General features: G+C 62.6%; 28 protein-coding genes. 22 read left to right on the top strand and 6 right to left on the bottom strand.

Translation table 11 applies throughout. The features are described from left to right. Positions 1 to 20: 20 nt before the first annotated feature. Entirely contained in the window at positions 21 to 1,340 is a 1,320-nt protein-coding gene (locus tag TO66_RS25955) for a HAMP domain-containing sensor histidine kinase (protein WP_044464959.1), read from the bottom strand. Then, positions 1,333 to 2,007, bottom strand: a complete 675-nt coding sequence (locus TO66_RS25950) for a response regulator transcription factor (RefSeq protein ID WP_044464958.1) — start codon at positions 2,005 to 2,007, stop codon at positions 1,333 to 1,335. The genes TO66_RS25955 and TO66_RS25950 overlap by 8 nt, the downstream gene beginning before the upstream one ends. 305 nt (positions 2,008 to 2,312) lie before the next feature. On the opposite strand from TO66_RS25950, the gene TO66_RS25945 reads away from it, so the two are divergent. The 3 genes from TO66_RS25945 to TO66_RS32940 all read left to right on the top strand — a co-directional run bounded on the left by TO66_RS25945 (position 2,313) and on the right by TO66_RS32940 (position 4,353). Then, positions 2,313 to 2,573 (top strand): hypothetical protein, encoded by a 261-nt coding sequence (locus TO66_RS25945; protein WP_044464957.1) that lies wholly within the window; start codon positions 2,313 to 2,315, stop codon positions 2,571 to 2,573. A gap of 155 nt (positions 2,574 to 2,728) precedes the next feature. Beyond that, a complete protein-coding gene (locus tag TO66_RS25940; RefSeq protein ID WP_044464956.1) occupies positions 2,729 to 3,229 on the top strand; it encodes a methylated-DNA--[protein]-cysteine S-methyltransferase in 501 nt (166 codons plus the stop codon). Between the two features lie 395 nt (positions 3,230 to 3,624). After that, the gene (locus TO66_RS32940) at positions 3,625 to 4,353 is read left to right on the top strand and encodes a LuxR family transcriptional regulator (protein WP_080925920.1); all 729 of its coding nucleotides are present in this window, start codon (positions 3,625 to 3,627) and stop codon (positions 4,351 to 4,353) included. Here the strand turns inward: TO66_RS32940 and TO66_RS25930 are convergent, their stop codons facing one another. Next, positions 4,354 to 5,022 (bottom strand): acyl-homoserine-lactone synthase, encoded by a 669-nt coding sequence (locus TO66_RS25930; RefSeq protein WP_044464955.1) that lies wholly within the window; start codon positions 5,020 to 5,022, stop codon positions 4,354 to 4,356. A 439-nt stretch (positions 5,023 to 5,461) separates the two neighbouring features. Between TO66_RS25930 and TO66_RS25925 the strand changes: the two genes are divergently transcribed. From TO66_RS25925 to TO66_RS25865, 13 genes are all read left to right on the top strand, one after another. Then, the gene (locus TO66_RS25925; protein WP_044464954.1) at positions 5,462 to 6,730 is read left to right on the top strand and encodes a beta-ketoacyl-[acyl-carrier-protein] synthase family protein; all 1,269 of its coding nucleotides are present in this window, start codon (positions 5,462 to 5,464) and stop codon (positions 6,728 to 6,730) included. A 2-nt stretch (positions 6,731 to 6,732) separates the two neighbouring features. Then, a complete protein-coding gene (locus TO66_RS25920) occupies positions 6,733 to 7,539 on the top strand; it encodes a MaoC/PaaZ C-terminal domain-containing protein (protein ID WP_044464953.1) in 807 nt (268 codons plus the stop codon). Then, positions 7,536 to 7,802 carry an acyl carrier protein gene (locus TO66_RS25915; protein ID WP_044464952.1) on the top strand — a complete coding sequence of 89 codons (267 nt, stop codon included), beginning with the start codon at positions 7,536 to 7,538 and terminating at the stop codon, positions 7,800 to 7,802. Before TO66_RS25920 ends, TO66_RS25915 begins: the two co-directional genes overlap by 4 nt. Before the next feature lie 36 nt (positions 7,803 to 7,838). Next, on the top strand, positions 7,839 to 8,738 hold the full coding sequence (locus tag TO66_RS25910) for a diiron oxygenase (protein ID WP_044464951.1): 900 nt from the start codon (positions 7,839 to 7,841) through the stop codon (positions 8,736 to 8,738). Next, positions 8,735 to 10,258 carry an NAD(P)/FAD-dependent oxidoreductase gene (locus TO66_RS25905; RefSeq protein WP_044464950.1) on the top strand — a complete coding sequence of 508 codons (1,524 nt, stop codon included), beginning with the start codon at positions 8,735 to 8,737 and terminating at the stop codon, positions 10,256 to 10,258. The genes TO66_RS25910 and TO66_RS25905 overlap by 4 nt, the downstream gene beginning before the upstream one ends. Continuing rightward, on the top strand, positions 10,255 to 11,094 hold the full coding sequence (locus tag TO66_RS25900) for an alpha/beta hydrolase (RefSeq protein ID WP_044464949.1): 840 nt from the start codon (positions 10,255 to 10,257) through the stop codon (positions 11,092 to 11,094). The genes TO66_RS25905 and TO66_RS25900 overlap by 4 nt, the downstream gene beginning before the upstream one ends. Before the next feature lie 36 nt (positions 11,095 to 11,130). Next, on the top strand, positions 11,131 to 11,886 hold the full coding sequence (locus tag TO66_RS25895; protein WP_044464948.1) for an SDR family NAD(P)-dependent oxidoreductase: 756 nt from the start codon (positions 11,131 to 11,133) through the stop codon (positions 11,884 to 11,886). 38 nt (positions 11,887 to 11,924) lie between these two features. Next, positions 11,925 to 13,430: an NAD(P)/FAD-dependent oxidoreductase gene (locus TO66_RS25890; RefSeq protein WP_044464947.1), complete on the top strand. Its 1,506-nt coding sequence runs from the start codon at positions 11,925 to 11,927 to the stop codon at positions 13,428 to 13,430. Positions 13,431 to 13,472: 42 nt separating this feature from the next. After that, on the top strand, positions 13,473 to 13,844 hold the full coding sequence (fdxA, locus tag TO66_RS25885; protein WP_044464946.1) for a ferredoxin FdxA: 372 nt from the start codon (positions 13,473 to 13,475) through the stop codon (positions 13,842 to 13,844). A 22-nt stretch (positions 13,845 to 13,866) separates the two neighbouring features. Further along, positions 13,867 to 15,504: an NAD(P)/FAD-dependent oxidoreductase gene (locus TO66_RS25880; protein WP_044464945.1), complete on the top strand. Its 1,638-nt coding sequence runs from the start codon at positions 13,867 to 13,869 to the stop codon at positions 15,502 to 15,504. A 99-nt stretch (positions 15,505 to 15,603) separates the two neighbouring features. Next, a complete protein-coding gene (locus tag TO66_RS25875; RefSeq protein WP_044464944.1) occupies positions 15,604 to 16,035 on the top strand; it encodes a hypothetical protein in 432 nt (143 codons plus the stop codon). Positions 16,036 to 16,125: 90 nt separating this feature from the next. Then, on the top strand, positions 16,126 to 16,770 hold the full coding sequence (locus TO66_RS25870; RefSeq protein WP_044464943.1) for an MBL fold metallo-hydrolase: 645 nt from the start codon (positions 16,126 to 16,128) through the stop codon (positions 16,768 to 16,770). A gap of 113 nt (positions 16,771 to 16,883) precedes the next feature. Further along, the gene (locus TO66_RS25865; RefSeq protein WP_044464942.1) at positions 16,884 to 17,612 is read left to right on the top strand and encodes an OmpA family protein; all 729 of its coding nucleotides are present in this window, start codon (positions 16,884 to 16,886) and stop codon (positions 17,610 to 17,612) included. A 173-nt stretch (positions 17,613 to 17,785) separates the two neighbouring features. On the opposite strand, the gene TO66_RS25860 is transcribed toward TO66_RS25865, so the two are convergent. After that, positions 17,786 to 18,220 (bottom strand): YhcB family protein, encoded by a 435-nt coding sequence (locus TO66_RS25860; protein WP_044464941.1) that lies wholly within the window; start codon positions 18,218 to 18,220, stop codon positions 17,786 to 17,788. Positions 18,221 to 18,364: 144 nt separating this feature from the next. On the opposite strand from TO66_RS25860, the gene TO66_RS25855 reads away from it, so the two are divergent. The 3 genes from TO66_RS25855 (at position 18,365) to zapE (ending at position 21,556) form a co-directional block, all read left to right on the top strand. Then, a complete protein-coding gene (locus TO66_RS25855) occupies positions 18,365 to 18,994 on the top strand; it encodes an alpha/beta hydrolase (protein ID WP_044464940.1) in 630 nt (209 codons plus the stop codon). A 24-nt stretch (positions 18,995 to 19,018) separates the two neighbouring features. Then, positions 19,019 to 20,374 carry a tryptophan--tRNA ligase gene (locus tag TO66_RS25850; protein WP_044464939.1) on the top strand — a complete coding sequence of 452 codons (1,356 nt, stop codon included), beginning with the start codon at positions 19,019 to 19,021 and terminating at the stop codon, positions 20,372 to 20,374. Positions 20,375 to 20,461: 87 nt separating this feature from the next. After that, a complete protein-coding gene (gene zapE / locus TO66_RS25845; RefSeq protein ID WP_044464938.1) occupies positions 20,462 to 21,556 on the top strand; it encodes a cell division protein ZapE in 1,095 nt (364 codons plus the stop codon). A 49-nt stretch (positions 21,557 to 21,605) separates the two neighbouring features. Here the strand turns inward: zapE and TO66_RS25840 are convergent, their stop codons facing one another. Continuing rightward, on the bottom strand, positions 21,606 to 22,505 hold the full coding sequence (locus TO66_RS25840) for a GlxA family transcriptional regulator (protein WP_177330449.1): 900 nt from the start codon (positions 22,503 to 22,505) through the stop codon (positions 21,606 to 21,608). Positions 22,506 to 22,749: 244 nt separating this feature from the next. Here TO66_RS25840 and TO66_RS25835 point away from each other — a divergent pair, with 244 nt between their 5' ends. Beyond that, positions 22,750 to 23,886 carry an acyl-CoA dehydrogenase family protein gene (locus TO66_RS25835; protein WP_044464936.1) on the top strand — a complete coding sequence of 379 codons (1,137 nt, stop codon included), beginning with the start codon at positions 22,750 to 22,752 and terminating at the stop codon, positions 23,884 to 23,886. Between the two features lie 58 nt (positions 23,887 to 23,944). Here the strand turns inward: TO66_RS25835 and TO66_RS25830 are convergent, their stop codons facing one another. Beyond that, positions 23,945 to 24,982: an NADP(H)-dependent aldo-keto reductase gene (locus tag TO66_RS25830; RefSeq protein ID WP_044464935.1), complete on the bottom strand. Its 1,038-nt coding sequence runs from the start codon at positions 24,980 to 24,982 to the stop codon at positions 23,945 to 23,947. 245 nt (positions 24,983 to 25,227) lie between these two features. On the opposite strand from TO66_RS25830, the gene rplM reads away from it, so the two are divergent. Beyond that, the gene (gene rplM / locus TO66_RS25825; protein WP_013789889.1) at positions 25,228 to 25,656 is read left to right on the top strand and encodes a 50S ribosomal protein L13; all 429 of its coding nucleotides are present in this window, start codon (positions 25,228 to 25,230) and stop codon (positions 25,654 to 25,656) included. Positions 25,657 to 25,670: 14 nt separating this feature from the next. Then, on the top strand, positions 25,671 to 26,063 hold the full coding sequence (rpsI, locus tag TO66_RS25820; protein ID WP_022640821.1) for a 30S ribosomal protein S9: 393 nt from the start codon (positions 25,671 to 25,673) through the stop codon (positions 26,061 to 26,063). Positions 26,064 to 26,087 lie beyond the last annotated feature (24 nt).

Here is a 26,087-nt window from a genome sequence, read left to right as displayed (position 1 = left end):
GGGGCGGGCCGGCGCAGAAGCTATTCGCCAGGCGCAGGCTCGGGCGCGTCTGCGGCCGGATCGGCGAACTCCAGGCTCACGCAGAAGTGCTGCTGTTCGGTCGTGACTTCGATCCGCCAACCCAGTCGGGCACATAGCTGGCGCATCAGTTCCAGGCCCAGGCCGTAGCCGAAATCGCCGGATGGCTCGACCTGCCTGGTGTCACGAATGCGGTTGACGATACTCAGGCGCGGGTAGCGGAACCCGATCTCGATACTGCCTTCATCGGCGTACTGCAGGGCATTGCGCAGGAAGTTGCCGACCACGATGCGGCACGCGGTCAGGGGAAGGCGGCAGGGTTCGTTGTCGATGTCGAGGAGCAGTTCGATGTCCCGGGAGCCGATCAGGTAGCGGTGTTCCTCGATCAGCTCGTTGAGCAGCCCGCTCATGTCGACGGCTTCCTCGGGCAGGGCCTCGGGGAGTTCGCGGCTCATCCACAGCAGGGTTTCCGCGATGCGCTGCATGTTCAGCACCGAGCGCTCGATGCGTTGCAGGGGCAGCGGCAGGGCGCCGCCGGACTGCAGGGCCAGGAGTTCGATATTGGCCTTGAGTACCGCCAGCGGGGTGCGCAGTTCATGGCTGGTGTAGCGCAGCAGCCGGCCTTCGCGCAGGCTGGCGGCCTGGACCTGTTGCACGCTCTGGGCCAGCGAGTCGGCCAGCACATTGAATTCGGTGAAGCGGAAATTCGGACGCTGGCTGGACACCGCGGCCGGATCCTTCAGGGTGGTGGACCACTGGGCCAGCCGGCCGAGGGGGCGCACCAGCCACCAGACCAGCAGCACGATAATGATCAGCGCCGGGACGAACACCGCCAGGCTGATGAAATGGACGCTGTTGAGTTCGTGATCGAGATAGGCATCGGACAACGGCGTCTCGACCTCGCCCCCTTCTTCATGGTCGTGATCGACATCGAACATATACAGGGTTTTACCGTCACCCAGGGGCTGGGCCAGGATCGCCTTGACTTCGTCCTGTCCGTCGGCGTCCAGGTCGCCGAATACCCGCACGGCGCCGAAGGACAGGGTGGGCGGCGTATCCAGCAACTGGCGGATTTTCGGCGGCAGCGCTTCCTTGCCGATAACGCTGTTGAAGAAATAGTTCTGCGGTGGGGGCCGGTCGGGGTCTTTCTCGTAATGCCTGACGAAGTACAGGGCCTCTTCCTCCATCATGGCGCTGGCGGTGTAGAGCAGGCCGCGCACGCTGTATTCCGGCAACAGCAGGCTGTAGATCAGCAACACCACGGCGATCAGCAGCAGGAAGCTGCCGCTGATCACCCATTTCAGGCTCAGGCCCTTACGCATGGGGCCTCAGCTGTACGCCAACGCCAGGCAGGGTATGGATCAGCGGCTGGCCGAAGGATTTGTCCACGGTCTTGCGCAGGCGGTGCATGTGCACCTTGAGGGTGTTGCTGTCCGGCGGCTCGTCGCCCCAGATGCTGGCCTCCAGGCGTTCGCGGCTGACCGGTTCGGGGCTGGCGCGCATCAGGCATTCCAGCAGGGTCCAGCAGGTGGGCGTGAGGCGCAGTTCCTGGCCGGCGCGGCTGACCTGGCGGGTGGTCAGCTCCATGACCAGGTCGGCCACTTGCAGGCGGCTGGCCTGGCCGCTGCGGCGCAGGCTCAGGGCGCGGATCCTGGCTACCAGCTCGGCCAGTTCGAAGGGCTTGACCAGGTAATCGTCGGCCCCGGCGGCAAAACTCATGAGCTTGTCCGGCAGGGCATCGAGCGAGGTCAGCATCAGGATGGGCGTCTGGTTGCCTTGCTGGCGCAGCTGTTCGCACAACTGCTGGCCGTTGAGCCGCGGCAGCATGATGTCCAGGAGGATCACGTCGTAGTGCTGGGCGAGGGCCAGGTTGAGGCCGGCCTGGCCATTGCTGGCGTGGTCGCAGACCATGCCGCCGATCTCGAGGTATTCAATGACGGTGTTGGCCAGGTCGAGGTTGTCCTCGACCAGCAGCAGATGAATATGCATGGGAACGGCCCCCCCTGGACCCCTTGTCGCGCGATGGGCCGAAGGATAGCGGAGTCCGGTGGCCTGGTGCCGATGTTTACCTGGTGTTAACCCGGCGTTCTCTAGGCTGGCGGCTCTTCCCAATCCAGAGCGTGATGCCGCTATGAACCTGTCTTCGCTGATCAAGGGCACTCTGCTGGTCCTGATCCTTTTCGGCCTGATGGCTTGTGTCCTGCCCTCCAGGACACCATTGCCGCGCTTGGGGGCAGGAGGGTCCCTGAGCTGGTTCCTGATCGGACAAGACGTCGGCCGGACGGGGGCGGATCATGTTCCCCCGGCATTCTGACGACCCCGGCCGCGGCGTCGGTTATGGCGATCAATTGGTGCTGTGCCTGGTGCTGATTCTCGCTGTATCGATCGCCCTGGGCGTCTATATCGTTCGCTTCAACGCGCGCATCGACCAGCAGCGGGAATTGTCGCCGGTGCCCTTGCTCGAATGCGGCAACGGCCGCGGGGCGCTTATCGTCGACCCTCATGGGCGGCGCAGCGGCAGTGACAATTGCTACCTGATCGAAGAGGATAACTAGCCTCGGCGCCGCGCCCGCGCATGGTGCGGGTTCGAGCGCAAGAAACGAGGTTCTTGCGCTCGAACCCGGGATTACAGTGAGGGCGTACTGAGGAAAGGCTGACCAACCGCAAGGTTGCGGGCCCGATTTCCTTGGCGGATTGAAGGAGACCTAGCATGTCCTGCGTATTCAAATTGATGAACTCGCCTGTCGGCCAACTGACCCTGGTGGCCCGAGGCGCGAAGCTCGCCGCGATTCTCTGGGAAAGCGAACGCGAGAACCGGGTGCGTCTCGGCCCGCTGCAAGCGGCCGAGGATCATCCGGTCCTGCTGGAAACCGAGCGGCAACTCAACGAGTACTTTGCCGGTAGCCGCGAGCGTTTCGACCTGGCGCTGGATTTTGTCGGCACCGAGTTCCAGCGCAAGGTCTGGCAGGCGCTGTTGACCATTCCCTTCGGTGAAACCCGCAGCTACAGCCAGATTGCCGTACAGGTCGGCAGCCCCAGGGCCGTGCGTGCGGTGGGGGCGGCCAACGGCCGGAATCCGATCTCGATCATCGCTCCCTGCCATCGGGTGATCGGCGCCTCCGGCAGCCTGACCGGCTTTGCCGGCGGGCTGCAGGCCAAGCAGTACCTGCTGGCGCTGGAAGGCGAGCAGACGTTGCCGCTCACGTTCTAGCCGGGGGCGGTCTCCTGCCGCCGGGGCCGGTTTCGCGAAGCGTGACAGGCAAGATGCCGGCCCTGGCTGGGGCATTGCCTGTCACGACCGGGCTAGAGCGCTGGCTTTGATACTTGTTCGACGTGGCCGCGAATAAATAACGAGTGGCTTTATTTCGTCGTCAAAAAAACATCACAAATAGCTCTGTATACTTCCTCGCAAGTACAACTAAAGCCGTACAATGCGTTCACTTGATTTCCCTTTGACCATGCTTGAAGATATTTCGTCGGCGTATCCCGTTAACTAATTGGTACGTCCGCGCCATTATTACCCGATCGGACATAATAAAAAATCTTGCATTATCTTCGCCGTCGTCGCAGTGGCGAAGTAATCCTAAAAGACAATGAGTTCATGACATGGATAGTCGACTTAAATACTCAGACTTTATCGTCGCCGATGAGAGTCAATCAAACGTCTGTTTGCAATTAGAACTTGAAAAGCTGCTCGGTGACGTGCAGGGACTAAGTTATGCCTATTTTGCCGCGCCTAAAAACCGGGAAGTGACCCCGCTTATTGTTTCCAACTATCCCTCGCGCTGGCTCAAGGCCTATAAGAATGCCAACTATCATCTGATCGATCCGATCATTCATCACGGCCTTAAAAGTTGTGCGCCCTTTGCCTGGAGCGATGCCCTCCAGGCGTGTGGCAACGACAAGGGCCTGGAGCTGTTTCGCCGTTCCAGCCAGTACCGGATCTGTTTCGGCGCCACCTTTACCCTGCATGACGCCGGCGGCATGTTCAGTTCCCTGAGCCTTTGCGATAGCGGCCAGCAAGCCGATTTCGAGCGGCGCATGGCTGACCAGCAAGGGCAGATCCAGATGGCCCTGATCCGCTTTCACGGACGGCTGTTGAGCCTGCGCACGGTGGACGAACTGTTTCCCGAGTCGCAGAACGGTCCGCTTTCGGCCAGGGAGCTGGGGGTGCTCAAGCTGGTGATGATGGGCAAGGTCTACCGGGAAATCGCGCTGATGTGCGCGATTTCCGAGCGTACCGTGAAGTTTCACATGTCCAACATTTCCGAGAAGCTGCAGGTCTGCAATGCCAAGCAGGCGGTCTACGAGGCGCAGCGCCAGGGCATTCTCTGATCAGGCGCTGATCCGCCGGGGTTCGTCGAGGGGCAGCAGGCGGTGTGGCCACTGGCTGGCCTGGCGGGGCGACAGTGGATGCTTGCGCGCAATGCCGGCCAGCAGCCGCTGACGGTTGAGCTCGTTTACCGGCATGTCCAGCAAGAGCACCTTTTCCCCCGGCGAGGCTTCGCCGCTGTCCAGCACCTCGTAGTGCCAGCCGGCGTTGCGCACGATCCGCCCCATGGCGGCACTGACCACCGTGATGATCGACTCCAGGCCGCTGCCCGCGGCATGGTTGTGCATGCACAACAGCAGCATTTCGGTCAGCGGCACCGAGGCCAGGCCGAGTTGGCGCGAGCGGGTCTTGTCGACGAAAAAGCGGCTGGACTCGGCCATCAGCGCCTGCTTGGGCGGCTGGCAACGGAAAAAGTCCCGGAAGGGGCCTTCGACCATATACGGGTCCAGGGTGTTGATCAGGCGCAGACCGGCCAGCGGGATGTTGTCCCAGGTGCCGATCAGGTAGGTGGTCCGCTCGTTGTCGTATTCATCGAATTCGATGCCGTTGTTTATATTCACTTTCCAATTTAAACGATCGGCGAATACTTCTTTACGCAAACCATACAAGTCTGAAACCCAGGCATGGGGTGTCGCACTGTAGGCCAGTGCGTGAAACTCGATAGATTTCATGTGGCTAAGTCTCTTCCGTGAGAAGTGGTACTTAAGTACTAAGTGAAGGGCTGCGCTAGATGGGGAATCCAGGCGCGAGAAAGTCAATCGCATGACTGTTGTTAGTTTATCAATCTGCGCTCTGCGGCAACCTGTACTTAGGTGTAGTCGCCGCTGGCGTTGTTTGAAATTGTTAAGTCTGCGCTGATCTGTACCTAGATACAGTTGTCGGTCCCGGGCAATTACGACAACTTATGCCCGCCGGTGGTTAAGGCCTATTCGAGGTCGCCGCGATGCATTCTTCAATGTTGAACGAGTTTCAACTAGACGTCATGGCCGGTACTTGCGAATGCCACCACTTGCTTTATCGCCGAACATGCCACTGACAGTGCGGGCCTCTGGAACAGGCTTCTTCAGGCTGCGTGGCATCTCCAGCCAAGACATCGAAACAGGGAAGATCATGGAAAAGCCCGCTTCTTCAGCTCCGCGCCGGGTCGTTGTAACCGGTTATGGCGCCATTTGCTCGCTCGGCCAGAATGTCAACGCCATCTGGGACGCGATGATGGATTACCAGGTCGGCTACCGTCAGCACCGCTTCGACGATCCGAGCATCCATGCGCGTTACTTCGGCTTCATCGACGATTTCGGTCGTGAGGCGATGCGGCCGTTTTCGAAAAAGATCTCCAAGATGTTGCCGCTGTTCGCCAAGTACAGCCTGGTGGCCACCCATGAGGCGATCCACATGGCGTTTGGCGACACGCCGCTGGACGAGATCGTCTCGCCCTTCGATCGCGGGGTGATCCTGGGCACCGGCTGGGGTGGCCTGGACACCGCCAACTGCAACAACAACGAATATCGCGAGCAGGGCATTTCCACCTCGTTCGCCACCGTCATGTCGATGTGCAATGCCGCCACCGCCGGCATCACCATGAACTGGAACATGCGCGGTATCCAGAACAGCCCGGTGGCGGCCTGCGCCACCGGCACCATCGCCATCGGCGAGGCTTACGAAGCGATCCGCAGCGGCCGCGCCCAGGTGATGATCGCCGGCGGCAGCGAATCCCTGAAGGAGCAGTTCAACGTCTGGTCGGTGGATGTGATCCAGGCCCTGACCAAGGAACAGGAAAACCCACGCCTGGCCTGCTGCCCGTTCAGCAAGGGCCGCAGCGGCTTCGTGCTCTCCGAGGGCGCGGCGGTGCTGTGCCTGGAAGACTATGAGCTGGCCCGGGCGCGGGGCGCGAAGATCCTGGGCGAGATCACCGGCTACGCCAACTATTCGGACGCCTACGACATGACGGCCCCGGCCGAAGACATGCAGGCCCGGGTACGGGTGATCAATGACGTCTGCCGCCAGGCCGGCGTAGAGGCATCGCAGATCGACTACGTCAACCTGCACGGCACTTCGACGCCGCTCAACGATGTCAACGAAACCCGCTCGGTCAAGCTGGCCCTGGGGGACGCTGCCTACGGCATTCCGATGTCCAGCACCAAGTCCTATACCGGCCACCTGATCGGCGCCGCCGGGTCCATGGAGGCGATCTTCTGCCTCAAGGCCATGGCCCGCGGCACGATTCCGGCGACCATCCACATGGACGAGGCCGACCCTGACTGCGACCTCAATTACGTGCCCAACGAGCACCTGCATGGGCAGACCCTGGAGAACGTGCTGAACCTGAGCTTCGGCTTCGGTGGCGCCAACGCCGGCATCATGCTGCGCAAGGTGGTCTGATCATGCAGCTGCAATTCGGAGCCGAGCAGATCGAGGCCTGGGCCGGCCTCTCCGGCGATCGCAACCCGATTCATTTCGACCTCGAGGCGGCCCGCCGCATGGACGCCGCCGATGTGGTGGTGCACGGCATGCTGGCGCTGCTGCCGGTCAAGCACCGCATGGGCCGGGTGGCACAGGCGCTGGCCCAGGACTGGATGCAGTTCAAGGCGCTGCTCAAGGCGCCGGTGCTGCGCGACAGCACGGTCGCCCTGTCGACCCGCGAGCGCAGCGACAGCACCGGGTTCAAGCTGCATTCCAGCGACGGCGGCAGTGAACACGTCATCGGCCATGTACGCGCCGTCGAGGCTCCGGTCTGGTCTTCCACGACCCCGGGCTTCCTGCTGGCGCGCGAGGAGGTGATGGCCTGGCTCGCCCGCTTTCGCGACGACCTGGGGCGGGGCTTCGATGACTGGGTCGCGCTCGATGCGCTGGTCTTTTCCCACTTCATTCGCACCCAGCTGGGCGTGATCTTCGATTGCCTGTCGCCGCAATTCAGCCAGCGGCCGCGGCCAGGGCGGCTCGAGGACCTGGCCGACCATCTGGTGGTGCAGACCAGCCACCAGATCACCTTCTGCACGTCGCTGCGTTCCCTGGGCGAACTGCAGGCCGATATTCGCTGCGAGATCGACAACATCCACCTGATCGAAAGCCCGGGCAAGGCCGTGGGCACCCTCGATCTGGGGGTGCACGTCAGCGATCGCCACGTAATGACCATCACCCTGGGGCTGATGATAAAGGCCCTCCCAACCTCCCAAGGAGTTATGCAATGACCACCGTAGAGCATGTATTCGCCGTAGTTCGCGAGCTGATCCTGGAACTCAAGGATGTCGACGAAGACGCCGTGACCCTCGATACCAACATCGAGTCGATGGAGTTCGACAGCCTGGATTTCGTCGAGATGCAGGTCGTGGTGCAGAAGAAGATCGGCGTGGCGCTGGACCCCGATTCATTCGTCAGCCGCAAGATCGCCACGCTGCGCCAGTTGTGCGAGTTCGTGGTCGAGCTCAAGGAATCGGCCGCCGTACCTGCCTGATCGGGCAGGTCCACCGTTACGCATAGGAGCAAGGGAATGTCCGCGCTGATCAATAGTGTGCTCGCCATTTCAGAAGCAAGAGAATCCAAGGTCCGCAAGCTGAGCGAAGTCTCGCACCACAAGACCATGGACCACGCGACCGTACTGCCCTGGGACCAGGAAGTCGATCGCAGCCAGTACCCGAAGAACCCCGACCATCTGTGGATCAGCGGCACGCGTTTCTGCGAAGGCCTGAGCGAGGCGCAGAAGCTGGAGCTGGCCTGGCTGGAGACCGGTCGCGACATCTCCATGTTCATCTGGCTGGAGCAGACCATCCCGCCGCTGTACATGGGCTATGTCACCCAGTTCCATGACCGCATCTCCCAGGACCTGCAGGAGTACCTGATGATCTTCTCCAAGGAGGAGATCGTGCATACCCTGACGTTCAAGCGCTTCATGGCCAAGGCCGGCCTGCAGATATGGAATCCGCCGGTGGGGCTCTACGAGCTGCTCACCGAGACGCTGCCGAAGATGGAACCGGCGGTGGGCGTGCTGTTCACCCTGCTGATCGAGTGGGTCGCGGAAATGGGTGCGATGCACACCTCCCAGGGCGCCGGCATCGAGCCCATGACCCGCACCCTGTTCCGCGAGCATCACCATGACGAGGCCCGGCACATCGCCTTTGGCCGCTGGATCAGCGAGTCGTTCTTCGAAACGGCCAGCCCGGAATCCATCGCCCAGGTGAAGGCCATGAGCCGCCGGATCATTCCGGCGTTGATCGACATGTTCACCTACAACCCGGAAATCGCCCGGCACACCTCGTTCGAGTTCCCGATCGCGATGGACGACAAGGCGAAGATCGAGGAGGTCTGGCGCTCGGAACACAACGCCCGGCTCAATGACCAGCGCTTCACCGAGATCTACGCCTGGGTCGACAAGCTGGGGCTGCGGCAATGAGCCAGCCGTCCTGGGACGCCATCTTCGTCGGTGCCGGGATCACCAGCCTGGCCTGCGCGGCGATGCTGGTGAAGCGCAACCCCGGCGTGCGCCTGCTGGTGATCGACAAGCATATTGTCGTCGGCGGCTACGCCTCGACCTTCAGCCGGCCGAAGCAGGACGCGGTGTTCGACTGCAGCCTGCACAAGCTCAGCGGCATGGCCGAGGGCGGTAACCTGATCCGCATCCTGCGCGACCTGGAGCTGACGCAGGCACTGGAGCTGGTCTATCCCCGGGACTACTTCTGCGCCTACCAGGACGGCAACACCTTGCCATTGGCCAACGATGCGGACGAGGCGCAGCGCCAGCTGGCCGAGCGCTTCCCGCATCAGGCCGAGGCCATCGCGACTTTTTTCGAGCATGTGCGCACCTACGGGCGCAATGGCTATTACCAGTTCCAGATGCTCGACGGCAGCTTCGAACCGGACATGGCCCAGTTGCGCTTCGCCCATCGCCACCTGAAGCACAAGACCGTGCGCCAGGCGCTGCACGAGCTGTTCGACGATCCCTACCTGATCGAGATCCTGGCGGCGCCGGGCATCTATGTCGGGGGCTACTCGGAGGACCTGGGCTACCTGTATTACCTGCATGTGGTGTACGCCACGCTGAACCGTGGCAACGCCTATGTCGCGGGCTCCTCGCAGCTCCTGTCGAACCTGCTGGCGCAGCGTATCGAGCAGGCCGGCGGGCAGGTGCTGCTGAGCACCCGGGTCGATGGCGTGCTCACCGACGGCCAGGGCAACGCCACGGGCGTGCGTACCAACCGTGGCGTGTTCCATTCGTCGCGGGTGTACATCAACGCTTCGCCGCACTACGCGGTGCAGCAGCTGTTCGCGGCGGATGTGGAGCTGGCGGCCACCCGCGAGAAGCTCACCGCGCTGAAGCCGGCCCGCTCGACCACCACTGTGTACCTGGTGACTGACCTGCCGCCGGAGCAACTGGGCCTGGAGCACAGCGAGTCGATGCTGTTCGCCCGCGACCCGGCGGCCGGCGCCGAGCTGCGCATGGCGGCCGAGGCCAGTGGTTATGAGGCGGCCCTCAGCGAGCGGGCCTTCTGGGAAATGTCGCCGATCGAAGTCACCAACTATCACGCCCTGGACCCGACGGCGGGCCTGGTGGTGTGCATCAACGTGCTCGACTCGATCGCCCACTGGCCCAAGCGCCGCACCGCGGAGTACCGGGCCAAGAAGCAGCGGGCTGGCGAGGTCCTGGTGGAGCGCCTGCTGAGCCAGGTGCCGCAGTTGCGCGGGCATGTGCTGCATACCGAAGTTGCCACGCCCCACACCTATGTGCGCTTTACCAACAACACCGACGGCTCGGGGTATGGCGCGATGGTGGGGACCGACCTCAAGGGGCATGTGTTCCATCACGGGTTCCCGGTACAGGGCGTGCAGTTTCTCAGCGCCTGGGTGGCGGGGCCCAGCTACGAAGCCGCATTCGGCTATGCGGAGATGAAAGCCAGGCAATGGAGGCGGGCATGAGCAAGAACGAGCAATCCACCGGTTGGCTGGGGATCGCCATTTCCAAGCTGTTCATCCGGGTGATGTTCCGCCAGGTGCAGGGCTGGAAGCGCGAGGTGCCCGGCCGCGCGGCGGGCTTTGTCGAGACGGCGCGCGATGGCAGCCGGCTGGAGGGCGCTTCCCTGCGTACCACGGCCATGCACCCTCGCGGCGTGGTGCTGTTGTGTCATCCGTTCCTCAAGTACGGCATGCACTACTTTTTCGAGAACAAGCTGGACCAGGCCTTTCTCGACCAGGGTTATCACGTGGTCGCCTTCAACTTCAAAGGCTTCGGCCGCAGCACCATCGGCGGCCATGCGTTCGCCGACGATGTACTGGCGATTGCCCGGCGCGTGACCCGGGACAACCCCGGCCTGCCCATCCACCTGGTGGGCTGTTCGTTCGGTGGCTATCACCTGTCCCACGCCCTGGCGCGGGATGCCACGCCCTTTACCTCGGCGGTGCTGGACAGCGTGCCGATTTCGGTGCGCAGCTACTTCACGCGCGGGCCGCTGCGGCTGGCCATGCGCTGGATCAGCGGCAGTCGGCTGGCGGTCCCCACGGGCACCTGCGCCATCGATCGTTCGCTGCGCGGCGTGCGTCATTTGCCGATCGCCTATTTCTACGGGCGCAACGACCGCTTCATCCCGGATGCCAGCGTCGCGGGGCTCAGCCTGGATTGCGAAGCGTTGCATGTGGTCGGTTTCGACGATTGCCGCCACCTGGAAAACCACAAGAAACACCGGGACCGCTATTTCGAGGAAATCTTCGATTTCTTCGCCCGCGCGGAAGCCCGGAAAAACGCCGTGCCGGCCTAACGGCGGCAGGGATCATCAGGTCAAAGGATGTAGATCATGGATGTTCAGCAGTCTTCAAACGGTAAATGGGTGCTGGTCAGCGGCGGCAGTCGCGGCATCGGGCGCGCGCTGGTGCTGGCCCTGGCCCGGGAGGGCTATCAGGTCGCGTTCACCTATCAGTCCTCGGCCGACGCGGCCGAGCAACTGGAGCGCGAAGTGGCCGCCAGCGGCGGCCTAGCCCAGGGGCATGCCTGCGACGGGCGCGATCCGGCGTCGGTCGAGGCGGTGTGCGGGCAATTGGTGCAGACCCTGGGCGAGCCCTACGGCTTGATCAACAACATGGGCGTGACCGGCGACCAGCTGTTGTTCAAGTTCGACATCGAGCGTTACCGCGACGTGGTCGCGACCAACCTCGATTCGGCGGTGTATTTCAGCAAGTGCCTGGCCCCGGCGATGGCCGGCGAGCGGCGCGGCAAGATCTTGCACATGTCCTCGGTCAGCGGGCTCAAGGGCAACAAGGGGCAGCTGGGTTACTCGGCGACCAAGGCGGCGATGATCGGCATCACCAAGACCATGGCCCTGGAACTGGCGCGCTTCAAGATCACCGTCAATGCCATCGCCCCGGGTTTCATTGCCACCGAGATGGTCGAGCAGATCGCCGCGCCGGTGCGCAAGTCGATCACTGACACCATTCCCCTCAAGCGCTTCGGCGAAGTGCGGGAGGTGGCGGCCCTGGCCAGCTTCCTGCTGTCGCCCCAGGCCGACTACATCACCGGCCAGACCTTCGTCATCGATGGCGGCCTGACGGCCTGATTGGCAGTTCTGATCTGGCCGCAGAGCCAGGAGAAATCATGAGTCAAGAATACGATACCGTTTTCGTCGGCGCGGGCCTTGGCGCGCTCGCGAGCGCCAGCCTCATGGCGCAGCGGGGCCAGAAGGTCCTGGTGGTGGAAAAGCACAATGTCGCCGGTGGCTATGCCAGCAACTTCCGCCGCAAGGACTTCAATTTCGATGTGTCGCTGCATTCGTTCGACGGGGTGGTGCGCGGCGCCGAGTCGTTCAAGGTGATCGAGGCCTGCGGCGTGGCCGACAAGGTCGAGTTCCTGCATCACCCGACGCTGTACCGCTATCGCTCGGCGGACATCGACCTCACGGTCGGCCACCGCGACCTGGAAGGCTACAAGCGCGAGCTGTTTCGCTTCTTTCCCGACGAGGTCGACAACATCAACCGGCTGTTCGCCGAGTCGCAGCGCAACTACAAGGACCTGTGCGGTTTCCTGTATTCGCGCAAGCCGTTCTGGATGCGGCTGGTGGCCACGCCCATGGCGTATCCGCGGGTGCTCAAGTATGGCCACGAAACGGTGGACCACTACTTCTCGCGCTTCACTGCCAACGAGCGGCTCAAGGAAGTGCTGTCGGCGCAATGGAGCTACTACGGCCTGCCGGCCAAGGACCTGGCGTTCGGCTATTTCTCCTACCCCTTCATCGACTACCTGGAGAACGGCGGCTACTCGATCAAGGGCGGCTCGCAGGCCTTGTCCAACGCGCTGGTCGAGGTCATCGAGCAGCATGGCGGCCGGGTCGAGCTGGAGTCGTCGGTCAACCAGATCCTGGTCGAGCGCGGCCGGGTCGGCGGGGTGGTGACGCGCAAGTCGGGCAAGGTCAAGACCCGCAATGTCGTGGCCAATATCTCGCCCCATGCGGTCATGGCCCTGGCGGGCGAGCAGCACTTCAGCGACAAGTACCGCGCGCGGTTGCGCCGGCTCAAGCTGTCGGTGTCGGGGTTCCAGGTCTACCTGGGGCTCGACTGTTCGTTGAGCGAACTGGGCGTGGGCCCCGAGGAGTACATCCACTTCTTCGCCCCGCGCAAGACCCAGCGCGAGCAGTTCGAGCATATCCAGGCCGGCGAGCTGCACGGTGACAACACCAGCTGGTCGATCAACTACTTCTCCAACGTCGACGCCTCGATGGTCCCGCCCGGCAAGTCCAGCCTGGGCCTGTTCACCCTGACCGGGCCCAGCGAATGGCATTCCCTGGGCAAGCTCGACTACCGGCGCAAGAAGCATGAGCTGACCGAGCTGCTGATCGGCAACGCCGAGCGGGTGATTCCCGGTCTGCGCCGGCACATCGAGGTCTGCGAGGCAGGCTCGCCGCGCACCATGACCAAGTTCACCCATAACCCGGAAGGCGCGATCTACGGCTTCGAGCAGAGCACGCGACAGTCCGGCCTGTTCAACCGCTTCCCGCAGAAATACCCGGTCAAGGGTCTGTACCAGGTCGGCGCCTGGACATTCCCCGGCGCAGGCTTCATCGGAACGATGCTGTCGGCGCGCTTGTTGGTCGACCGCTATTTCTGAGCGGCGGCTTCCCAGTCAAACCAGACCTTCACGAGACTCACCATGACCTACGTAGTGACTGACAACTGCATTCAGTGCCGCCACACCAGCTGCGTCGATATCTGCCCCGCGGATGCCTTCCACCTGGGCCCCAACTTCATCGCGATCAACCCCCAGGAGTGCGTCGACTGCGGCCTGTGCCTGCCGGAGTGCCCGGAGGAGGCGATCCAGCCGGAGAACCAGCTCGATGACAGCAACCGCCATTTCATCCAGCTCAACGCCGAGCTGGTCCAGCACTGGCCGGTGATCCTGCAGCGGATTCCGCCCCTGGAACACCATGAACAGTGGAGCCGCAAGCCGAACAAGCTGCCGCACCTGATTCGCGAGGCCGACGCGGTCGACCCGACACGCGACCACCACCTGGCCCATGCCTGATACGCGACTGGAACCGTACCCCATGCAAAGCTTCGACCGATTCAAGACCCTCGAGAGCGACACCTTCGACGTGATAGTGGTGGGCGCCGGCATCGGCGGCCTGACAGCCGCCGCGACCCTGGCCAACCGTGGCAAGCAGGTGCTGGTGCTGGACATGCACTATGAAATGGGCGGCTGCGCCACGGTGTTTCACCGCAAGGGCAAGGACTATGAGTTCGACGTCGGCCTGCACTACATCGGCGATTGCGGCAAGCACGGCCTGATTCCGCGGATTCTGCGGGGCGCCGGCATCGACGACGGTGAAATCAAGTTCATCGAGCAGGACCCGGAAGGTTTCGAGACCCTGTGCTTTCCCGATTTCCAGTTCGCGGTGCCGCGTGGCTACGAACGTTTTCGCGAAAAGCTGCTGGAGGCCTTTCCCGAGGAACGGGCGGGCATCGACCGCTACTTCAAGATGCTGCAGCAGGTCTGGGATTTCATGGGCATCCACTCGCGCCCGCTGACGGCGCTGTGGGTGCTGCCGCGCTCGTGGATGCTGATGCGCCATGCCAATTCGACGGTGGCGCAGTTCCTCGACACCTGCACGCAGAACCAGCGCCTGCGGGCCATCCTCACGGGCCAGCTGGGGGTCTATCACCAGCCGCCGAGCCGCGCGACCATGGCCGGGCACGCGGCGGTGGTCAACCACTTCCTGCAGGGTTCCTACTACCCCTCGGGCGGTGGCCAGCTGTTCTCCGACAAGCTGGGCGCGGTGGTCGAGCGCAAGGGCGGCAAGATCCTCCTGCGCTCCAAGGTCGAACGCATCCTGATCGAGAACGGTCGCGCCGTGGGGGTCGAGTTCAGCAACAAGCACCTGGGCAAACGCGTGGTCAAGGCCGACGCGGTGATCTGCAACGCCGATATCAAGCAGGCCCTGCTGGGGCTGATCGGTCGCCAGCACCTCAAGCCCGAGACGGTGCGCCGCGCCGAGCGGTTCGAGATGTCCCCGGCCATGGGTGTGGTGTATCTGGGCATCGACATGGACCTCAAGGCCATGGGCCTGAAGAACACCAACTATCGCATCTACCCGGGCTGCGACTACGAGAAGGCCTATCGCGACGTGTTCGCCGGCGTGTTTCCCGAGGAGCCCCATCTGTTCATCGGCAACGCCACCATGAAGGATCCGGACAACCCGGCCATCGCGCCGCCGGGCATCTATAACCTGCAACTGATGTCGGCCGTGCCCTCGACGCCGCAGAGCTGGGGGGTGACCCAGGCCGAGCTGGACGATGGCAGCTATCGGAACAACCCGGCCTACCTGGCGAAAAAAGACTGGTATGCACGCCAGTTGATCGCCCTGGCGGAACGGGTGATCCCGGGGATGTCGGAACACATCGTCTACCAGGAAGTCTCGACGCCGTTCTCGGTGACGCGGTTCATCGGCTCCGAGGGCGGGACTTCCTACGGCCTGGCCTTTACCCCGGAGTACTTCCTGAACAAACGGCCGGGAGCCAAGACGGAAATCCGCAACCTGTACCTGTGCGGCGCGTCCACCCGGACCGGGCACGGCATCTTTGGCGCCATGACCGGCGGCGTGGAAGCGGCCGCGGCGGTCAGTGGCCGCCATGTGCGCTACCAGGTGATGGACATCGGCACCCGCGCCGAAGCGGCCACTCGCTGACGCCGTCCGCATGGCGCTCGCCGCTGGGGCGCCATGAGGTCTATGCTGCTGCGCTGGGGTCACAGGACTGATCCGTGACGGGCTTCAAGGAGCGAAGAAATGGCAAGTGAATACAACATGGCGCTGCTGGTCGGCGCCGGGCTCAGCCTGCTGGCGGCGCTGATGCATGTCGGGGTGATCATGGTCGGGCCTTCCTGGTATCGGCTGTTCGGCGCGGGAGAGCGATTCGTGCGGGCGGCCCAGGCCGGGCGCTGGTTCCCGGCGCTGGTCACGGCCGGGATCGCCCTGGTGCTCACGGCCTGGGCGGCCTATGCGCTGTCCGCGGCCGGGGTGATCGAACCCTTGCCGCTGCTGCGCCCGGCGCTGATCGCGATCACTCTGGTCTATCTGCTGCGGGGCCTGCTGGGACCGTTGGCGCTGGCGGGCACCGGGCGCAGTACGCGCTTTATCGTGGTCAGTTCGGCGATCTGCCTGGTGTATGGGCTGGTGCACCTGCTGGGCCTGGTGCAGGTCTGGGGAACCCTGGCCTAGGGGGGCCTGCTGCGTGGGGTGTTGAAAGTCGGGGGCGATTGCGGTCACCCTTGGCGCCATCGACCTGGTACCCGCCTTTCAGGACCCTTCATGAACAGCGCAAAACCCGCCCTCATCCGCGAAACCTTCCCCGTCGGCCCCTTGCAGTGCAACTGCACGATCATCGGCGATCCCGTGACCAAAAAGGCCATAGTCGTCGATCCGGGGGGCAATCCCGAGCTGATCATGGCGCGGCTCGATGCCCTGGGGCTGAAGGTGGTCAGCATCATTCACACCCACGCCCACCTGGATCACTTCCTGGCCTCCGGGCAGATGAAGGAGAAAACCGGCGCGACCCTGCATCTGCACAAGGACGATCAATTCCTCTGGGACAACCTGGAGATGCAGTGCGGCCTGTTCGGCGTGCCGTACACGCCGGTGCCGGCGCCGGATCGCTGGCTGGCGGACGACGAAGAACTGGCCTGCGGCTGCGGCGTGGCCCTGCATACGCCGGGTCATACCCCGGGCTCCATGAGTTTCTGGTTCGCAGAAGCTAAGCTGTTGATTGCCGGTGACACCCTGTTCAAGCGCGGGGTAGGGCGCACGGACCTGTGGGGTGGCGACCAGGCCACCCTCGTGCGTTCGATCCAGCAGCGCCTGTACACCCTCGACGAGGAGGCGGTGGTAGTCGCCGGTCATGGTCCGGACACCCGCCTGGGCGATGAAATGCGTGAAAATCCCTTTGTCAGGGCCTGACATTGCTGTCAAAAGTTTCACGGAATTTTTGTCCTAAGCCGTGTTCAAACGCCAGCAAAGGTCCGTTGCCAACGTCCGCTGCATCACAGAATGTAAAAAGTAGGAGCCTCTCCATGTTCACCTCGCGTCGTTTGATCGTTGTTGCTACCGCTGTGGCCTTGTTGTCCGGCTGTGCTTCGCCTAACCCCTATGACAACCAAGGGCAGGCCGACGGCTCCACGGGCATGAGCAAAACTGCAAAATACGGTGGCCTGGGGGCCTTGGCCGGCGCGCTGGCCGGTGCCGCCATCGACCACAACAACCGTGGCAAGGGCGCGCTGATCGGCGCCGCGGTGGTGGGTGCTTCCGCCGCCGGCTATGGCTACTACGCCGACCAGCAGGAAAAGAAACTGCGCGCCAGCATGGCCAATACCGGGGTCGAAGTGCAGCGCCAGGGCGATCAGATCAAGCTGATCATGCCGGGTAACATCACCTTCGCCACCGACTCGGCGAACATCGCCCCCAGCTTCTATCAGCCGCTGAACAACCTCGCCAGCTCCCTCAAGGAGTTCAACCAGAACCAGATCGAAATCGTCGGCTACACCGACAGCACCGGCAGCCGCCAGCACAACATGGACCTGTCCCAGCGTCGTGCCCAGAGCGTGGCGACCTACCTGACTTCGCAAGGTGTCAGCGGGGCCAACCTGTCGTCCCGTGGCGCTGGCCCGGACAACCCGATCGCCAGCAATGGCGACGTCAATGGCCGTGCGCAGAACCGCCGGGTGGAAGTGAACCTCAAGGCGATTCCCGGCCAGCAGTATGGCGGCCAGCAACAGCCGGGTACGGTCCAGCAGTATCCGTAACTGATCGTTCGAACGAAGAAATGCCCGATCCTGTGATCGGGCATTTTTGTGTGGGGTCCTTGCCGGTCTCCTCACGGCTTTGCCTGCGAAGAGGCCGCTACCAAATCACCAGATAAAAAAAGCCCCCGGACAACCGAGTTGGCCGGGGGCTTTTCATGGGGCGCGAAGCCCGATTACTTCTTCAGGCCGTAATGCTCGTCGAGCATGCCAGGCGCGTTAGGCGACTTTGGCGCGTAGTCCCGTGGCGGTTCCTGGTCGCGCGGTGGCGTCAGGCGCTCGCGCGGTGCCTGCACCGAGTCGGAGTGCAGCGCGGCCAGCAGGCGTTGGCGAGTCAGTTCGTCCAGGGCCAGACGGTTGGCGCCCTCGGCGAGATGATCCTGTACTTCCTGATAGCTTTGAGTGAGTTTTTTCACCAGCGTGGCGGTGCTGTTGAAGTGGGTGACCACTTCGTTCTGATAGCTGTCAAAACGTTCCTGAATATCATCCAGCTGACGCTGCGTGCGGTTAGGCGCGGCATTCGGCAGCAGGCGAGCGACCAGAAATCCAATGGCGACACCCGCGATCAGGGCAAGAGTCGGCAACAACCAAACTAAGAGCGAGTGTTCCACGAGTCCTTCCTCTATAAACGGCTTTGCTTTACGTTAACGGCTCGAACCTGCGCTGTATACCGCGATTCACTCGCAATAGATTGGCACAGACAATTTGCTAGACGAGTCGACCCGATTCGAGGTCACGGAGTTCCTCCCTTGCTTATGCGTGAAACCCCCGTAGTGATTGCCGGCCCGGCAGGCCAGCTGGAAACCCTGTATCTGGATGTGGCCGATGCCCGTGGCGTGGCGCTGATCTGCCACCCGAACCCGGTGCAAGGCGGCACCATGCTCAACAAGGTGGTCTCGACCCTGCAACGCACGGCGCGCGATGCCGGCCTGGTCACTTTGCGTTTCAACTACCGCGGCGTCGGTGCCAGCGAGGGCAGCCACGACATGGGCAGCGGTGAAGTGGACGACGCCCAGGCAGCGGCCGAATGGCTGCGGGCCAAGCATCCGACGCTGCCGATGACGCTGCTCGGTTTCTCCTTTGGCGGCTTTGTCGCGGCCAGCCTTGGCGGGCGCCTGGAAGCCCGTGGCGAGGCGCTCGCGCACCTGTTCATGGTCGCGCCCGCGGTGATGCGTCTGCGCGATAGCGATTCGCTGCCGCAGAACTGTCCGCTGACCCTGATCCAGCCGGAAACCGACGAAGTGGTCGAGCCGCAACGGGTCTACGACTGGTCCGCTGCGCTCGAACGCCCCCATGAGCTGCTGAAAGTGGCAGAATGCGGGCACTTTTTTCATGGCAAGCTCACCGACCTCAAGGATCTGGTGCTGCCACGACTCTCGAATTGATTGCAGTCTGATAAGCGATTACCCATGACTACTCGTACGCGTATCCTCACCGGCATCACCACCACCGGCACGCCGCACCTGGGCAACTACGCCGGTGCCATCCGCCCGGCGATCCTCGCCAGCCGCGACAGCAATGCCGATTCGTTCTATTTCCTGGCGGACTACCACGCGCTGATCAAGTGCGACGACCCGCTGCGCATCCAGCGCTCGCGCCTGGAGATCGCCGCGACCTGGCTCGCCGGTGGCCTGGATGCGGAGCGCGTGACCTTCTATCGCCAGTCGGACATTCCGGAAATCCCGGAACTGACCTGGCTGCTGACCTGCGTGGCGGCCAAGGGCCTGCTCAACCGCGCCCACGCCTACAAGGCCTCGGTGGATAAGAACGTCGAAGCCGGCGAGGATCCGGACGCCGGTATCACCATGGGCCTGTACAGCTATCCGGTCCTGATGGCCGCGGACATCCTGATGTTCAACGCCCACCAGGTGCCGGTCGGTCGCGACCAGATCCAGCACGTGGAAATGGCCCGCGACATCGGCCAGCGCTTCAACCACCTGTTCGGCCAGGGCAAGGAGTTCTTCACCCTGCCCGAGGCGCTGATCGAGGAAAGCGTCGCCACCTTGCCGGGCCTCGACGGTCGCAAGATGTCCAAGAGCTACGACAACACCATTCCGTTGTTCACGAGCGCCAAGGAGATGAAGGACGCGATCTCGCGCATCGTCACCGACTCCCGGGCCCCCGGCGAAGCCAAGGACCCGGACAACTCGCACCTGTTCACCCTGTTCAAGGCGTTCGCCACGCCGACCCAGGCCGACGAGTTCCGTGGTGAACTGCTGCAAGGCCTGGGCTGGGGCGAGGCGAAGGGCCGTCTGTTCACCCTGCTGGACGACCAGCTGGGCGAAGCCCGCGAGCGTTATCACCAGTTGATCGAGCGTCCTTCGGACCTGGAAGACATCCTGCAGGCCGGCGCCAAGAAAGCCCGCGCCGTGGCCACGCCGTTCCTCAACGAGCTGCGCGAGGCGGTGGGCCTGCGTTCGTTCGTCAACCAGGTACAAGTGGCGGCGAGCACGAAAAAGAAAGCGGCCAAGAGCGCACGCTTCGTCAGCTTCCGCGAAGACGACGGCAGCTTCCGCTTCCGCCTGCTGTCCGCCGATGGTGAGCAATTGCTGTTGTCGCGTCATTTCGCCGACGGCAAGGCCGCCGGTGCCGTGACCAAGCAACTGCAAGCCGGCCAGGCGCTGGACCTGCGCAGCGAGGCACTGGGTTTCAGTGTCTGGCTGGAAGGCGAGTGCGTTGCCGACAGCCCCGCCTTTGCCGACGCTGCGGCCCGCGATGCGGCCATCGATGCCCTGCGCATCGCCCTGACGCCGGTACAGGACTAACCGCAATCGCCCGACCAAGGGCGGATTGCCATTCTCCAGGGCCGTCGCTACAGTGACGGCCCGTTTTTGTTGCCTTGCTAACGAATTATGACGCCCCTAGAACGATATCAAGCTGATCTGAAACGCCCAGAGTTCTTCCACGACGCCGCGCAGGAAACCGCCGTGCGTCATTTGCAGCGCCTGTACGACGACCTGATCGCTGCGTCGAACAACAAGCCGGGCCTGCTGGGCAAACTGTTTGGCAAGAAGGACCAGGCGCCGGTCAAGGGCCTGTATTTCTGGGGTGGCGTGGGGCGTGGCAAGACCTATCTGGTCGACACCTTCTTCGAGGCCTTGCCGTTCAAGCAGAAGGTCCGTACTCACTTCCACCGCTTCATGAAGCGTGTGCACGAAGAGATGAAGACCCTGGGCGGCGAGAAGAACCCGCTGACCATCATCGCCAAGCGCTTCTCCGAGGAAGCGCGGGTGATCTGCTTCGACGAATTCTTCGTTTCCGATATCACCGACGCCATGATCCTCGGCACGCTGATGGAAGAACTGTTCAAGAACGGCGTGACCCTGGTGGCCACCTCGAACATCGTGCCGGACGGCCTGTACAAGGACGGCCTGCAGCGCGCGCGTTTCCTGCCGGCCATTGCACTGATCAAGCAGCACACCGAGATCGTCAACGTCGACAGCGGCGTCGACTACCGCCTGCGCCACCTGGAACAGGCCGAGCTGTATCACTTCCCGCTGAACGAAGCGGCGCACGAAAGCCTGCGCAAGAGCTTCCGCGCCCTGACGCCGGAATGCACCCAGGCAGTGGAGAACGACGTGCTGATCGTCGAGAACCGCGAGATCCGCGCCTTGCGTACCTGCGATGACGTGGCCTGGTTCGACTTCCGCGAGTTGTGCGACGGCCCGCGCAGCCAGAACGACTACATCGAGCTGGGCAAGATCTTCCACGCCGTGCTGGTCAGCGGTGTCGAGCAGATGAGCGTCGCCACCGACGACATCGCCCGGCGCTTCATCAACATGGTCGACGAGTTCTATGACCGTAACGTCAAGCTGATCATTTCCGCCGAGGTCGAACTCAAGGACCTGTACACCGGCGGGCGCCTGACCTTCGAGTTCCAGCGCACCCTCAGCCGCCTGCTGGAAATGCAGTCCCACGAGTTCCTCTCGCGGGCGCACAAGCCTTAAGGGCGATACGGATAATAAAGAAGGGCCTGCATTGCAGGCCCTTTTTCATTTAGGCGGCTTGTTGCAGGAACTGCTGCCGGTACTGGTTGGGCGACAGCTCGGTGTGCTGGCGGAACAGCCGCGCGAAGAAGCTCGCATCGTCGTAGCCAACCTCGTAGCTGATGGTCTTGATGCTTTTGCGGGTTCCCGAGAGCAGGCCCTTGGCGGTTTCGATGCGCAGGCGTTGCAGGTAGTGCAGCGGTTTGTCGCCGGTGGCGGTCTGGAAGCGGCGCATGAAGTTGCGGATGCTCATGCCGTGTTCGCGGGCCACGTCCTCGAAGCGGAACTTGTCGGAGAAGTGCTCCTCCAGCCAATGCTGGATCTGCAGGATGATCACATCCTGGTGCAGCTTCTGGCCGCCGAAACCGATACGGCCCGGGGAATAGCTGCGCTGCACTTCGTAGAGGATGTCGCGGGCCACGGCCTGGGCAATGTTGGCGCCGCAGAAACGTTCGATCAGGTAGATGTACAGGTCGCAGGCCGAGGTCGGGCCGCCGGCGCAATACAGGTTGTCGGCGTCGGTCAGGTGCTTGTCCTGATTGAGCTGGACCTTGGGGAAGCGTTCGCTGAAGGCGTTGAAGAAGCGCCAGTAGGTGGTGGCTTCCTTGCCGTCGAGCAAGCCGGCTTCGGCCAGCCAGAACACCCCGGTGGCCTCGCCGCAGAGCACGGCACCGCGGGCATGCTGCTGGCGCAGCCAGGGCAGGATCTGTGGATAACGCTGGCAGAGGGTTTCAAAATCGTCCCAGAACGCCGGGAGAATGATCACGTCGGTATCTTCCAGGGCGCCGTCCACCGGGATGATCACGTCGCTGAAACTGCGCACCGGTGTGCCGTCGGGGCTGACCAGGCGGATTTCGAAGGCCGGAGTCAGGCCCTGGCCCAGTTGCTTGCCGTAGCGCAGGCTGGCCATATGGAAGAAATCCTTGGCCTGGGTGAGGGTGGAGGCGAAAACCCGGTCGATAGCCAGGATGCTGACGCGCCGCAAGGGCGTAGAAGTTTGGTTGGACATAATTCAATTGTTCTTATAGGGGAAAGTGGTCACCAGACGGCTGGATCGTCTTATTTTTTGTCGGATGTGTCCAGTGTCCTGTGATACAGCCGTGGGCTTAGGCTCTGTGGGCCAATCCCGGCTAACAACAACGACAGGTGGCTCCATGATTCCCAGAACCTTGTTCAGCTCCGAGCACGAACTTTTTCGTGACAGCGTGCGTACCTTCCTGGAAAAGGAAGCCGTGCCATTCCATGGGCAATGGGAAAAACAGGGTTACATCGACCGGGCCTTGTGGAACAAGGCGGGGGAGGCGGGGATGCTCTGCTCGCATCTTCCCGAAGAATACGGTGGCCTCGGGGCGGATTTTCTCTATAGCGCGGTGGTGATCGAGGAGGTGGGGCGCCTGGGCCTGACCGGCATCGGCTTTTCCCTGCACTCCGATATCGTCGCGCCTTACATCCTGCATTACGGCAGCGAGGCACTGAAACGTAAGTACCTGCCGAAACTGGTGTCCGGCGAGATGGTGACGGCCATCGCCATGACCGAGCCGGGCGCAGGCTCAGATTTGCAAGGGGTCAAGACCACCGCCGTGGCGGATGGCGACGACTACGTGATCAACGGCTCCAAGACCTTTATCACCAACGGCTACCTGGCCGACCTGGTGATTGTCGTGGCCAAGACCGATCCCAAGGCCGGGGCCAAGGGCACCAGCCTGTTTCTGGTGGAGGCGGATACGCCGGGCTTCTCCAAGGGCAAGCGGTTGGAAAAGGTCGGCATGAAGGCCCAGGACACTTCCGAGCTGTTCTTCCAGGATGTTCGTGTACCGAAAGAGAACCTGCTGGGGCAGGCCGGGGCGGGTTTTGCCTATCTGATGCAGGAGTTGCCGCAGGAGCGCCTGACGGTCGCCGTGGGTGGCCTGGCATCGGCCGAGGCGGCGTTGCAGTGGACTCTGGAATACACCCGGGAGCGCAAGGCGTTCGGCAAATCGATCGCCGACTTCCAGAACACGCGTTTCAAGCTGGCGGAAATGGCCACCGAAATCCAGATCGGCCGGGTCTTCGTCGACCGCTGCCTGGAGTTGCACCTGCAGGGCAAGCTCGACGTGCCGACCGCCGCGATGGCCAAGTACTGGGGGACGGACCTGCAATGCAAGGTGCTCGACGAGTGCGTGCAGTTGCACGGCGGTTACGGCTTCATGTGGGAATATCCGGTGGCCAGGGCCTGGGCGGATGCGCGGGTGCAGCGGATCTATGCCGGGACCAACGAGATCATGAAGGAAATCATCGCGCGTTCCCTGTAACGCCTTCTCCCCAGCCGGGAACGAGCCTGCATCGGTTCGTTCCCGGCCGGGGCAGCGCTTATGGTGCCGGGTTCGGGTGATCCTTGTGGATCGCCTCGATGCCGGCCAGGACCTCTTCCGACAACTTCAGCTCGAAACTGGCGATGTTGCTGTCCAGTTGCTCTAGAGTGGTCGCGCCAATGATGTTGCTGGTGACGAACGGCTGCCGGGTGACGAACGCCAGGGCCATTCGCGCCGGATCCAGGCCATGCTCGCGAGCCAGGGCGACATAACGGCTGCAAGCCGCTTCCGATTGCGGGTTGAAGTAACGGCTGAAGCGGCTGTAAAGGCTCAGGCGCCCTTTGGGTGGGCGCGCGCCGCCTTCGTATTTGCCGGAAAGAAAGCCGAACGCCAGGGGCGAGTAGGCCAGCAAGCCGCACTGTTCGCGAATGGCGACTTCCGCCAGGCCCACTTCGAAGCTGCGATTGAGCAGGTTGTAGGGGTTCTGGATCGATACCGCCCGTGGCCAGCCGCGACTTTCGGCCAGGGCCAGGAACTTCATGGTGCCCCACGGGGTTTCGTTGGACAGGCCGATGTGACGGATCTTGCCGGCCTTGACCTGTTCGTCCAGGGCCTCGAGGGTTTCTTCCAGCGGGGTGAAGTCTTCTTCCTTGTGCTTGTAGCCCAACTGGCCGAAGAAGTTGGTGCTGCGCTCCGGCCAGTGCAACTGGTAAAGGTCGATCCAGTCGGTCTGCAGGCGCTTGAGGCTGGCGTCCACGGCTTCGACTATATGCTTGCGGTTGTGCTTGAGCTGTTTGTCGCGAATGTAGTCGATGGTGTTGCCGGGGCCGGCGATCTTGCTGGCCAGAATCCAGTCGGCGCGATCGCCGCGGGCCTTGAACCAGTTGCCGATGTAGCGCTCGGTGGTGGCATAGGTGTCGGCCTTGGGCGGCACGGGGTACATCTCGGCGGTATCGATGAAATTGATCCCGGCGGCCTTGGCCCGTTCGATCTGGGCGAAGGCCTCGGCCTCGCTGTTCTGCTCGCCCCAGGTCATGGTTCCCAGGCAGATTGCACTCACGTTCAGGTCGGTCCGGCCTAGCTGGCGATAGTCCATCGGGTGCTCCTTCGGCAAAACAATCATAAAAGCAGGTTGAATTTTTTTTCGCAATCTGCATAATTCCGCAGCTCTTTCTGCAGTGGAAGTGATGCGCCGCCTGCCGAAGAATCTTGCCGTAAACGGACGCGCTGACCCGAGCCCCCGATAGCGTCTGTATCCGGCTGCCTTTGACTTGTCAAAGTACGCACTATTCAGTAAGATCCGCCGTCTAATTTACAGGGCGGCCCCTGAGGCTATAAAGAATGAAAACTTTTACTGCTAAACCGGAAACAGTTAAGCGCGACTGGTTTGTCGTCGACGCTGCTGGTCAGACCCTGGGTCGTCTGGCCACCGAGATCGCCAGCCGTCTGCGTGGCAAGCACAAGCCTGAATACACCCCTCACGTCGACACCGGTGACTACATCGTCGTGATCAACGCTGAGCAAGTACGTGTTACTGGTGCCAAGACCTCTGACAAAATGTACTACTCCCACTCCGGTTTCCCGGGCGGCATCAAGTCGATCAACTTTGAAAAGCTGATCGCCAAAGCCCCTGAGCGCGTGATCGAGACCGCGGTAAAAGGCATGCTGCCTAAGAACCCGCTGGGTCGCGACATGTACCGTAAGCTGAAAGTCTATGCGGGCGCTGCTCACCCTCATACTGCTCAGCAGCCCCAAGAACTGAAGATTTAACGGAATAGTTCATTATGTCGGCGACTCAAAATTACGGCACTGGCCGTCGCAAGACTGCAACCGCACGCGTTTTCCTGCGTCCGGGCACTGGCAACATCTCGATCAACAACCGTTCCCTGGATAGCTTCTTCGGTCGCGAAACTGCCCGCATGGTAGTTCGTCAGCCGCTGGAACTGACCGAGACCGTCGAGAAGTTCGATATCTACGTCACCGTTATCGGTGGTGGTGTGAGTGGCCAGGCTGGCGCAATCCGCCACGGTATCACCCGTGCCCTGATGGACTACGACGAAACTCTGCGCAGCGCTCTGCGTAAAGCTGGTTACGTAACCCGTGACGCGCGTGAAGTTGAACGTAAGAAAGTTGGTCTGCGCAAGGCGCGTAAGCGTCCGCAGTACTCGAAGCGTTAATTCGCTTTCGCGTTCAAGAAACGC

It is taken from the genome of Pseudomonas sp. MRSN 12121, assembly GCF_000931465.1.
In the GTDB taxonomy this organism is placed as follows: Bacteria; Pseudomonadota; Gammaproteobacteria; order Pseudomonadales; family Pseudomonadaceae; genus Aquipseudomonas.
Note: the sequence above shows the minus strand (reverse complement) of the source record. Positions and strands in the feature narration are given on the sequence as shown.

Coding starts and splice junctions, on each gene's coding strand:
- TO66_RS25955 (WP_044464959.1), bottom strand. CDS start 1,340: ATGCGTAAGGGCCTGAGCCTGAAATGGGTGATCAGCGGCAGCTTCCTG.
- TO66_RS25950 (WP_044464958.1), bottom strand. CDS start 2,007: ATGCATATTCATCTGCTGCTGGTCGAGGACAACCTCGACCTGGCCAAC.
- TO66_RS25945 (WP_044464957.1), top strand. CDS start 2,313: ATGTTCCCCCGGCATTCTGACGACCCCGGCCGCGGCGTCGGTTATGGC.
- TO66_RS25940 (WP_044464956.1), top strand. CDS start 2,729: ATGTCCTGCGTATTCAAATTGATGAACTCGCCTGTCGGCCAACTGACC.
- TO66_RS32940 (WP_080925920.1), top strand. CDS start 3,625: ATGGATAGTCGACTTAAATACTCAGACTTTATCGTCGCCGATGAGAGT.
- TO66_RS25930 (WP_044464955.1), bottom strand. CDS start 5,022: ATGAAATCTATCGAGTTTCACGCACTGGCCTACAGTGCGACACCCCAT.
- TO66_RS25925 (WP_044464954.1), top strand. CDS start 5,462: ATGGAAAAGCCCGCTTCTTCAGCTCCGCGCCGGGTCGTTGTAACCGGT.
- TO66_RS25920 (WP_044464953.1), top strand. CDS start 6,733: ATGCAGCTGCAATTCGGAGCCGAGCAGATCGAGGCCTGGGCCGGCCTC.
- TO66_RS25915 (WP_044464952.1), top strand. CDS start 7,536: ATGACCACCGTAGAGCATGTATTCGCCGTAGTTCGCGAGCTGATCCTG.
- TO66_RS25910 (WP_044464951.1), top strand. CDS start 7,839: ATGTCCGCGCTGATCAATAGTGTGCTCGCCATTTCAGAAGCAAGAGAA.
- TO66_RS25905 (WP_044464950.1), top strand. CDS start 8,735: ATGAGCCAGCCGTCCTGGGACGCCATCTTCGTCGGTGCCGGGATCACC.
- TO66_RS25900 (WP_044464949.1), top strand. CDS start 10,255: ATGAGCAAGAACGAGCAATCCACCGGTTGGCTGGGGATCGCCATTTCC.
- TO66_RS25895 (WP_044464948.1), top strand. CDS start 11,131: ATGGATGTTCAGCAGTCTTCAAACGGTAAATGGGTGCTGGTCAGCGGC.
- TO66_RS25890 (WP_044464947.1), top strand. CDS start 11,925: ATGAGTCAAGAATACGATACCGTTTTCGTCGGCGCGGGCCTTGGCGCG.
- fdxA (WP_044464946.1), top strand. CDS start 13,473: ATGACCTACGTAGTGACTGACAACTGCATTCAGTGCCGCCACACCAGC.
- TO66_RS25880 (WP_044464945.1), top strand. CDS start 13,867: ATGCAAAGCTTCGACCGATTCAAGACCCTCGAGAGCGACACCTTCGAC.
- TO66_RS25875 (WP_044464944.1), top strand. CDS start 15,604: ATGGCAAGTGAATACAACATGGCGCTGCTGGTCGGCGCCGGGCTCAGC.
- TO66_RS25870 (WP_044464943.1), top strand. CDS start 16,126: ATGAACAGCGCAAAACCCGCCCTCATCCGCGAAACCTTCCCCGTCGGC.
- TO66_RS25865 (WP_044464942.1), top strand. CDS start 16,884: ATGTTCACCTCGCGTCGTTTGATCGTTGTTGCTACCGCTGTGGCCTTG.
- TO66_RS25855 (WP_044464940.1), top strand. CDS start 18,365: ATGCGTGAAACCCCCGTAGTGATTGCCGGCCCGGCAGGCCAGCTGGAA.
- TO66_RS25850 (WP_044464939.1), top strand. CDS start 19,019: ATGACTACTCGTACGCGTATCCTCACCGGCATCACCACCACCGGCACG.
- zapE (WP_044464938.1), top strand. CDS start 20,462: ATGACGCCCCTAGAACGATATCAAGCTGATCTGAAACGCCCAGAGTTC.
- TO66_RS25840 (WP_177330449.1), bottom strand. CDS start 22,505: ATGGCCAGCCTGCGCTACGGCAAGCAACTGGGCCAGGGCCTGACTCCG.
- TO66_RS25835 (WP_044464936.1), top strand. CDS start 22,750: ATGATTCCCAGAACCTTGTTCAGCTCCGAGCACGAACTTTTTCGTGAC.
- TO66_RS25830 (WP_044464935.1), bottom strand. CDS start 24,982: ATGGACTATCGCCAGCTAGGCCGGACCGACCTGAACGTGAGTGCAATC.
- rplM (WP_013789889.1), top strand. CDS start 25,228: ATGAAAACTTTTACTGCTAAACCGGAAACAGTTAAGCGCGACTGGTTT.
- rpsI (WP_022640821.1), top strand. CDS start 25,671: ATGTCGGCGACTCAAAATTACGGCACTGGCCGTCGCAAGACTGCAACC.